Origin of the sequence: Halodesulfurarchaeum sp. (genome assembly GCF_036626455.1) — an archaeon.
Taxonomy (GTDB): Archaea; Halobacteriota; Halobacteria; order Halobacteriales; family Halobacteriaceae; genus Halodesulfurarchaeum.
On the sequence record NZ_JAZKRK010000054.1, the window covers coordinates 1 to 9306 of the forward strand.

The 9306-nt window shown below is 58.9% G+C and carries 9 protein-coding genes; 3 read left to right on the forward strand and 6 right to left on the reverse strand.

All coding sequences use genetic code 11. From position 1 onward, the window contains the following. Nucleotides 1-266 precede the first annotated feature (266 nt). Nucleotides 267-1649, forward strand: a complete 1383-nt coding sequence (locus V5A26_RS10705; protein WP_332322488.1) for a dihydrolipoyl dehydrogenase family protein — start codon at nt 267-269, stop codon at nt 1647-1649. A gap of 61 nt (nt 1650-1710) precedes the next feature. On the opposite strand, the gene V5A26_RS10710 is transcribed toward V5A26_RS10705, so the two are convergent. From V5A26_RS10710 to V5A26_RS10725, 4 genes are read right to left on the reverse strand one after another with little or no spacing between them, the layout of a single operon-like run. Further along, entirely contained in the window at nt 1711-2457 is a 747-nt protein-coding gene (locus V5A26_RS10710) for an energy-coupling factor transporter transmembrane component T (protein WP_332322489.1), read from the reverse strand. Next, nucleotides 2454-3212, reverse strand: a complete 759-nt coding sequence (locus V5A26_RS10715; RefSeq protein WP_332322490.1) for an energy-coupling factor ABC transporter ATP-binding protein — start codon at nt 3210-3212, stop codon at nt 2454-2456. The genes V5A26_RS10710 and V5A26_RS10715 overlap by 4 nt, the downstream gene beginning before the upstream one ends. 3 nt (nt 3213-3215) lie before the next feature. Continuing rightward, a complete protein-coding gene (locus V5A26_RS10720; RefSeq protein WP_332322491.1) occupies nt 3216-3962 on the reverse strand; it encodes an energy-coupling factor ABC transporter ATP-binding protein in 747 nt (248 codons plus the stop codon). Further along, on the reverse strand, nt 3959-4462 hold the full coding sequence (locus V5A26_RS10725) for an ECF transporter S component (protein ID WP_332322492.1): 504 nt from the start codon (nt 4460-4462) through the stop codon (nt 3959-3961). The genes V5A26_RS10720 and V5A26_RS10725 overlap by 4 nt, the downstream gene beginning before the upstream one ends. 136 nt (nt 4463-4598) lie before the next feature. Between V5A26_RS10725 and V5A26_RS10730 the strand changes: the two genes are divergently transcribed. Together V5A26_RS10730 and V5A26_RS10735 are read left to right on the forward strand one after the other, a co-directional pair. Next, a complete protein-coding gene (locus V5A26_RS10730; protein ID WP_332322493.1) occupies nt 4599-5984 on the forward strand; it encodes a heme-binding protein in 1386 nt (461 codons plus the stop codon). A gap of 225 nt (nt 5985-6209) precedes the next feature. Beyond that, complete coding sequence (locus V5A26_RS10735; protein WP_332322494.1) at nt 6210-7274, forward strand: phytoene/squalene synthase family protein; 1065 nt, start codon at nt 6210-6212, stop codon at nt 7272-7274. Nucleotides 7275-7408: 134 nt separating this feature from the next. Here the strand turns inward: V5A26_RS10735 and heR are convergent, their stop codons facing one another. Both heR and V5A26_RS10745 read right to left on the reverse strand, forming a co-directional pair. Continuing rightward, on the reverse strand, nt 7409-8218 hold the full coding sequence (gene heR, locus V5A26_RS10740; RefSeq protein WP_442908775.1) for a heliorhodopsin HeR: 810 nt from the start codon (nt 8216-8218) through the stop codon (nt 7409-7411). Between the two features lie 365 nt (nt 8219-8583). After that, nucleotides 8584-9045 carry a nucleoside deaminase gene (locus V5A26_RS10745; RefSeq protein ID WP_332322495.1) on the reverse strand — a complete coding sequence of 154 codons (462 nt, stop codon included), beginning with the start codon at nt 9043-9045 and terminating at the stop codon, nt 8584-8586. Between the last annotated feature and the right edge of the window lie 261 nt (nt 9046-9306).

A 9306-nucleotide genomic window follows, 5' to 3' on the forward strand; every position in this document is an offset into this window, starting at 1 on the left:
GTTCACTGTGTTCACTCGTTCGCGACCTGACGTGCCCCACGCTCGCGCTTGCTCGCGTGGGACTCCGTCAGGACGTTTTGTGTAGTACTCCGTCAGGACGTTTTGTGTAGTTCGTCGGGGCCTTGTGTGAAAATCGGGAGTGTGTTGTGTGTAAATGGGCAGGGCACGATTCTGTGTGGGAGTTGAGACCGCCGTTCAGTTTGCTTGCGTGTCGCGGAAACTCCCGCTGTCACCGCCTATTTACCAGCCGGGTTCTTGGAGACAGTATGCAAAACGTTGACGTGATAGTCATTGGCGGGGGAACCGGCAATTCCGTGGCGGCCGCCGCGGCGGAGGCGGGGCTGGAGACGGTCCTCGTGGAGAAAGGGCCACTCGGTGGCACCTGTCTCAATCGTGGGTGTAACCCCTCCAAAATGCTCATCCATCGGGCGACGATCATGGACACTATCGACACGGCCGAGCAGTTCGGAATCGACGCGACCGTTCATAACGTGGATTTCCAAGGGATCCTATCGGACGTCGAATCGACCCTCTCGGGAATCGCCGAGCAGATGGAACAGCGCTATCGAGAGCAGGACTACCTGACCCTGGTGAAAGACCACGCCCGATTCGTCGACGAGCGAACGATCGAGGTGGCCGGAGACACCTACCGCGCTGACCGTATCCTCCTCGCTGTCGGTAGTCGGCCAGTCGTGCCGCCCATTGACGGCCTTGCGGACCTGCCGTTTCTCACGAGTGACGAGGCGCTCTATCTGGACGAACAGCCTGACAGCTTGGTCATCGTTGGGGGTGGCTACATCGGTGCCGAGCTCGGGTATTTCTTCGAACTCCTCGGCACTGACGTCTCGATTGTCCATTCCAATACGGTGCTCCTGGACCGGGAGGACCGGGACCTGGCCGAGGAATTCACGGATATCGCCTCGGGACGACATACTCTCGTGACCGACCATCGAGCCACAGCGGTCCAAGAGCGACCGGACGGGATCACCGTCCAGGCCGAATCGGAGGCTGGAGACCGAGAGACTGTCACGGGCGAACAACTCTTGATAGCCGTCGGTCGGCGGCCGAACACCGACGACCTGGGGCTCGAGCACACAGCCATCGAGACTGACGAGCACGGTTTTCTCCGGACAAACGAGTATCTGGAAACCACTGCAGAGAAGGTCTGGGCGCAGGGTGACGTCGCGGGGCACTTTCAGTTCAAGCACGCCGGTGATTTCGAGACCAGACACGCGATTGACTTTATCGTCCACGATGAGCGCCAGGCGGTCGATTACTCCGCAATGCCCCACGCGGTTTTTGCCGAGCCACAGATCGGAGCGGTCGGGCGGACGGAGGCGGCCCTCGTCGCTGCCGGCGAACCATTTGTCGTGGGGCGTGCGAGATACGAAGATACCGCAATGGGCCGGGCGAAAGGGCTTGAGGGACTTGCGAAGGTCCTTGCGTCCCCTGCGGGGGATATTCTCGGCTTCCACGTCCTGGGACACGAAGCTTCGACGGTAGTCCATGAGGCGGTGGTCGCGATGCGAAGTGGGCAGGGAACCGTCTGGGACATTTCAGACGCGGTTCACGCCCATCCCACGCTATCGAAAGTGGTCGAAGCGGCGTTTCGGGATGTGGCCGGGAAACTATCGGTGGAGCACCCTTAGGTCGGCGGTACGGACCAGATGGGTTCTGGCCACTCGAGCGGACCTGGAATGGAACCTGCGCTCACAAGAAGACGGCCGTGCCGATCACGACACCGATCGCAAGCAGATATACCCCAAAATCGATGGGGCTGTGCTCGACTGTTGTAATCGACGTCCGGGGTCCTGGCTCGTCGAAACCACGGGCAGAGAGTGCTGTCGAGAGCTCGTACCCTGAGCGGATGGTGGCGACAAGAAACGGAACGAGCATGGGGATCCGTGCCTTGATCCTGGAAATTGGGCCGCCTGACAAGTCGAGGCCGCGACTCCGCTGGGACTCCTCGATCGTCCTGAAGCGGGCTCGCAATTCCGGCAGTAGTCTGACAGTGAGCGAGAGCATGAACGCAAAGGACCACGGAACGCCGCTTTCTGTCAGCGCGGCTTCGAAGCGTTCGGTTTCAGTCCCCAGCGCGAACCAGGCCGCTGCGCCGGCCACGAGCACAAGCCGCACAGCAATCAAAACCGCCGTTTCGACCCCACCCGGTGTCAGGGCGAGTTCGACCGGACCGACTGGAACCGAGACCCACGCGGGTCCGGACGCATAGAAGACGGTGTTCAGCACGATTAGGACGACGACCAACACAGAAAGTGGAGCGAGCGCTCGCACCCAGTCCCGAACCCGCACGGAGCCAAGGACGGCGACGAGTATCGAAAACAATCCGAGGAGCAATAGCTGGTTTCGGATTACGCCGGTCAGGAAGGCGGCCACGACGAAGGCGACAGTGAGCGCAAGTCTGGCTCGTGGGTCGAATTGGGGCGGCGTCGCGGTCATGGCTCATCCTCCAGGAACGACACCGCCTCCGAAACGGTGGTTGGAGCCGGTTCGACCCCGCGTTCCCGAGCCCAGACCACAGGACGGGGCGTGGGAAGCCCGATCGCCTCCAGACCGAATTCGGGATCGTTGAGAACCGCCTCAGTTGGGCCCTGTCGCTCGAGACCGGCATCCGAAAGGACGACCACCGAGTCGGCGTAGCGCCAGGCGAAATCCGTGTCGTGAGTGACCAGCACGACCGTCCGCTTGATGCGCTTGATTCGGTCTCCGAGGCGGTCCAGCCCGCTCATATCGAGGCCACTCGTGGGTTCGTCGAGGGCGACCACATCGGGGTTGCCGGAGAGGACAGCGGCGATGGTGACAAGCCGTTTTTCGCCCTCGGAGAGTGAGTAGGGATCTCGCTCGGCGAGGTGTTCGATGTTCAGTTGGTCCAGTGCGTCTTGCACCCGTTCGTCCACAGACAGGCCCCGGTTCGTAGGGAAGAAGGCGACCTCGGATTCAACCGACTGAGCGAACAATCCATCTGCGGGCGTTTCGGGTGCGAGGCCGACAGCTGGATCGTCCTCACCGCTGACCCGGATCTCGCCACTGGTCGGTTCGATCAGGCCCGCGAGTAATCTGAGCAACGTCGTTTTCCCCGTTCCGTTGGCCCCCAAAACGGCGACCGTCTGTCCGCTTTCCAGGCTGACCGAGAGGTCCTCGAAGACCGTTGGGCCGTCTTCGAATTCGAATCCGATGTTTCGGATCTCGATCACAGCTTACTCCTCCGTTATCGGGACCGAATCGGGAGATTCGCCCTGTGCCAGTGCCACGTCGGTTGCAAATGGGAGCTTGACACCCGCGTCGTTGAGTGGCTGGAGGACCTCCCGGGGTGGTCCACTCGCATCGATTCGCCCCGCTTCGAGGAGAACGACGCGGTCGACGCTGGAAAGCAACGTTGTCGCGTCGTGTTCCGCCACGAGGAGTGCCGTTTCACCTTGCAAAGCTTCGATGGCTTCGATCACGAGCCGGCGGTTCCGGTCATCGAGTGGGGCCAGGGGCTCGTCGAGTACCATCAGATCTGGGTCCGTTACCAGCGCACCGAGCAACGCGACGAGTGTCGTTTCGCCGCGGGACAGCGAGTCGATTTTCCGGTCGAGCAGCCCGGTTGCAGAGAGTTCCTCCGCCCACGTCTCGATTCGGTCCTGTATCCGGGCCGGTTCCAGCCCTTGATTTTCCAGCCCGAACGCCACGTCGGCACGGACCCGCTCTCTGACGAGTTGGCGTCGGGGGTTCTGCATGAGCAGCCCAACGTTTCCATCGCGGGTGCGCTGGCCCGTAACTGAAAGACCGGGTTGGTCCGCAAGGAGTCCGGCGATAGCGGTTCCGAGAAGCGTTTTCCCGCTGCCCGATGGGCCTGCGAGAAGGACCGTCTCACCCCATTCGATGGAGAGGGAGACATCTCGAACGAGCGTTGTTTCGTCCGTCGCGCGGACGGTCAGTTCCTCGACGGTGATGACACTCATCTGAGTTCGGGAAGCCGGCCTTCAAGGGCCTTCGAGAGCGGGACGGAGAGCGCAAACCCGACCGCAGCCTGGAGGATGTCGGTCGGGAGTTCAAGGAATATCGCCGCTGGGATTCCCTCGACAACAGCCCGAGCGAGCACATAGCCCGCGATCATGATTGGCGCTCCGGCTGCGACCGCGATCGCTTTACTTCGGAGACTCGCCCCAGCTAAGTGGCCCACGATGTAACCTTCGATCCCCTTCACGACGAGCGTAACGGGGGCGTACATGGGAAACCCGAGAATGACGTCGGCCGTGGCGGCACCGATCCCACCTGACAGTCCGGCAACTGTGCCGCCAAAGAGAAACGCGGCGGTATAGATAATCACTTCTCCGAAGTTCAGATACCCGACCCCCAATGGAATCGAGATCACCATCGTTGCGACCGCGACTGCTGCCGCGATAATAGCACTCAGGGCCACGGTCGTGGCGTCAAACTCGAACCGACTCTCAGTTGGCATTGCCAGTTGTTCGCGTAGTTGGTAATTAGGCCCTTTCGATTCGGGACTGACTAACTCGTTTTCCGATGGCTCAAAGAAGCCAGTGGGCCCTGCCGGTCCACCAACCCTCTTTTATCCCGGACGAAAATCAATCCCAATGGCTGACCCACCACCCACGGACGAAGGTTGGTTCGTACTGCACGACTTTCGCCGCATCGACTGGCCTGCCTGGGAGGATACGCCTAAGGCCCAACAGGAGGCAGCCACCGAGGCCGCAGTCGAGTTCCTCGAAACGACGGGCGAGGGCCAGGAGGGCGAGACAGCCGTGTTCACCATCACTGGCCAGGAGGCCGATTTGCTCACTATTCACCTGCGTCCGACCCTTGACGCGATCGAACGGGCGGAGCGGCAGTTCAATCGAACCCCGTTCGGGCGATTCGCGGCACAATCTCGGTCCTTCGTCTCGGTGACGGAGGTCGGTGGGTACACGTCACAGGATTACTTCGACGAAGACGCCGAGGCCGATCCGGGGTTGGCCCGCTACATGGAGTCGAAGCTGTACCCCTCGATTCCGGAGGACACGTACGTCTCGTTTTATCCGATGGGGAAACGTCGCGACCCCGAATACAACTGGTACGACACGCCGATGGAGGACCGTGCCGAAATGATGGCCGAACACGGCGAGACCGGCAAGGGCTATGCCGGAACGATCACTCAGTACATCACCTCCGGATTCGGCCTCGACGACTGGGAGTGGGGTGTCACCCTTTTCAGCACTGAGGCGACAGCCCTGAAACGGATCGTCTACGAGATGCGCTTTGACGAAGCAACGGCCAAGTACGGCGAGTTCGGCCCTTTCTTTGTCGGACATCGGTTCCCGGCGGCCGACCTGGGAGCGTATATGGACGGGGAGCCTGTCCCATCAGAGAGAGAGGAGGCCGAAGCGGAGACGGAAACCGACTCAGTTCGGGAAACGCTGGCCGAGGAGGGCGTGTATGCCGGGCAGCCTCGCGGCGAGGACGTCTACGCTGTCGCCCTGTATTCGGAAGCGTCGGTGGACACACTCACCGAGAGGATCGACGGGCTGCGGTCGAACTTCGAGCACTACGACACCCACGTCTCGACGGCGGTCTATCACTCGCGTGACGACGGGCCAAACGCCGTCGTGAGCATCTGGGACACTCAGTCGGCTATGGAGACCGCCAGCGGTTTCCTCGCGGACCTTCCGAAGACCGTCGGTCTACCGGGCGACGTCCCGGATGGGTGGGGGACGATGGGGATGTTCTACACGGTCAAAGCTGGTCACCGCGAGGAATTCGTCGAAACCTTTGACGGCGTCGTCGAGGCACTCGAAGAGGTCACAGGACATCGGGAGACCGACTTGCTGGTCAATACTGATGAGGAGAACGACATGTTCATCGCCAGTCAGTGGGAAGCCCGGAATGACGCGATGGGCTTTTTCGAATCCGAAGACTTCCGCGAGACCGTCTCTGCTGGACGAGAAATGTTGGCAGACCGGCCGCGACACGTTTTTCTGGAGTGATATCAGTTTGATCGGAGACCACTACTCTCGGGCTTCGACAAGACAGTTGGGGTGGTTCGATTTACCGTCCAATTCGACCGGAATCTACCATTTTCCGGGCCCCAACCGGTCAAATCGTTTGGATCCCAGTTTTGTTTTGTGCCGAACACGTGGGCAGCGTACTTTTTTGCGTGGGCCACTATGGTTAGATTGAACGATCTGATAACCGCCACCTTGGCATCCGCTATGAGCCCCGTTTCAAACACAGAACCTGATCTCGAGTATTGCCACGACACGGTCCAAGAGGTTTCTCGAACGTTCGCACTCACTATCGACGCCCTTGGAGATCCCCTTGCCGACGAAATTTGTGTCGGCTATCTCCTGTGCCGTATCCCGGACACGATCGAGGACGCGTCCCATATTCCAGTTGCCACCAAGTCAGACCTTCTCCAAACGTTCCGAGCAACAGTGGCTTCCACGTCAACGACTACCAGTAACGGGTTTGTCGATGCGATCCAACCGTGGATCTCAACCGGAACGGACTCAGCTGATTGGGACCTCGTCAGGAACGCACCAACAGTAATTGAGACTTTTGAGGCGTTCGATGCGAAAACGAAAACGGCGATGCGGCAGCCGATTCAGGAACTAACGACTGGAATGATTCGGTTCGTCGAACGCTACGCCGCTGAGAACGGCCTTCGCATCCAGAGCGACCTCGAGTTGCGGAGTTACACACATTACGTCGCTGGAACCGTCGGGACGATGATCACGAATCTTCTCACCCGAGAATCCCTCCCCAAGGAGCAACGTCAGACACTGGAAACGACCAAAGAAGCTTTCGGGCGTCTGCTACAGTTGGTCAATATTTCAAAAGACGTCTATGAGGACTACACCACCGAGAACAACATCTACCTGCCGGCGGAGTGGCTCGCAAAGGAGGGGGTTCCACAAGCGGAGCTTTTGTCGGAACGAAACCGAACGGGCGTCACGAGGGTTATCGAACGAGTGCTCACGCGTGCTGAATCCCATCTCTCCCCCGCTCGGGAGTTCATTCAGGCGATGCCAATCGAGAGCGGGAATACAGTCGCCGCGTGGGCAATTCCGTATTTGCTGGCCGTCGGAACGCTTCGGGAACTGCAGGCGAATCCAACGAATGCGCTCGAAGCAGACGCTGTCAAAGTCCCGCGGTCGGAGGTATATGCGATCGCTGCAGCCATCAATGAGACCGGCCGGGCGAATCTGGAAGGCCTTCAACGGATCGTTGCCGACCAACGGTTAGACGAGTTTGAGGGACCCATAACTCACGTTTGAGTGGATGAAACGCCTCAATAACTCTCAGAAATGAGGTACTGAAATAGAGAGGGAGAATACCCTATAAATCCCCAATTACGGTTGATGAACGGTTCATAGACTTTGCCGATCCCGACTGTCCACGCTACCGACTCTTAGATTGGAGAGTTTAGCGTTCCGAAGTACACCTGCCAAGCGAGGGCGGACTTGGCCACCAGACTCAGCAGGATGTACATCTTCTCACCAAAGAGGTAGTCTTTCCACCGTGACACTTCCAGGTATTGCAGGGCCATGTTCAGTGCGAAGAGGTTGAAAAAGACGAAAATCGAAATGTAGATGTAAATGACGAATTGGGGAAACTCACCGCCACTGGCCGTCACTGAACCGACGAACGTGATCGCTATCGTAATCCATGGCACAAGGCCGGCGATGACGCCAACCCAGTAGGGGGTCCAGTCTGTCTGATTAGTCGATTCGTTCCGTTGTTCCATTAGGAGTCCGGCGAGATTCATCACCGCAACGAGGCCGAACAGCGCAACGAGCGTTCCGAGGTCCCATACGCCGGCCAGCATTCCGATTACGACTATCATCAGGGAGGCGCTGACGGAGTATTCATACCAGCGATACGGATTCATCCCCCTGTCGAGATACGCAGTGTACTTGTCGTACCTGACGGTGGCGATAATGGTGTGGGCTACCGCAGAAATGAAGAGAAATCCCGCGACGAGCACCGGGAGGTTTGCGTCGACAAACGAGACTGTCTCAGGAAAAATCGACTGAGTTTGGGGGTCGAATGCGTAAAGAGTGCGAGTCACCGGCCATAAGACCTTCTCGGCCAGGATAACCATCGCCACTGCCTGCAGAAAGTGAAGGATAGCCATGACGCTGTTCCACAGTCGGAGCCGGGAGTTCCGAGCTGACTCATCCGGTTGAGAATCGGTTATCGCTATACCCTGTGAGGACATTGGTATCCGTAAGATTTCCAACTGCTCAGGAATATATCTATGGGAGGTGGTAGCATGGCACCGATAAATTCGCTGTCGACAGTTCCCAGAAAAGCTGGCCAAGACTGTAGGCTCATCCAGACATTTGGACTGACGGTCCCGCTATTAATTTGAGCAACGGAGCAGCGCTTGCTGAATTCGCGCACTGTATTTAGCACAGTCACTGAGAACTACCTGATCTCTATCTAAAATGGCTTGCAAGACTTAGAGCCTGTGTTCAGCAGATACATCAGCCACGGAGCGGATGTAGATGCGCCGATGGAAACAAAGGTGGCCACCCTGACTTGCTGGGTCGCTACCCGAAGAGGCACACGTTTTGCCCGGAGTTAGCCCGCTCCGTAGAACTCCTCGTGGACGCGGAGTCCTTCGGTTTCGAGGACGGGACCGTCAACTTCCGTGGATCCGCCCTTGCGTTCGATCAGTTCCTCGCAGGAAGTCCCACTTTTCGCCTCCCCCCGTCCGTTCGACAGTGACTCTCCGGATACGCTGTAGACGACACGGTTCAACCCAGCATAGTAGATGGCGGTCGCACACATCTCGCAGGGTTCGGTGCTGGTATACATGGTGCAGTCCGCCAGTTCGGAAGCGTCGAGTTCACGGGCTGCCCACCGCGCCAGTTTGAGTTCGGGGTGGGCAGTGATGTCGTTCTCTGTCACCGTGGTGTTTTTCGACCGCTTGAGGACGGACTCACCGACAACGAGCAGCGACCCGAACGGGGTATTCCCGTCTGAGACCGCCTCACGCGCCAGTTCGATCGCTTCCCGGATATACATCGCGTCTCTGCTCATACAGACTCTTCACCGGGACGTACTTAGTGTTCGCTCCTCAGTTCCCTCTAAAGCGCGCATGATAGTGCCGTCCGTCGTGCCTGCTCCCTGTCATGGTACTGAATTTGCGCTCTCTATTCAGCACGGTCACTGGGAACTATCTGTTTTCCGATCAAAGTGTCGTGCAAGACTTAGAGGATGTAGTTATCACCCACCTGGCCGCCTGAACGTGTAGCTTACCGTATCTGCGTCAACTGTGAGGGTGCCGGCGTCGTGATCCAC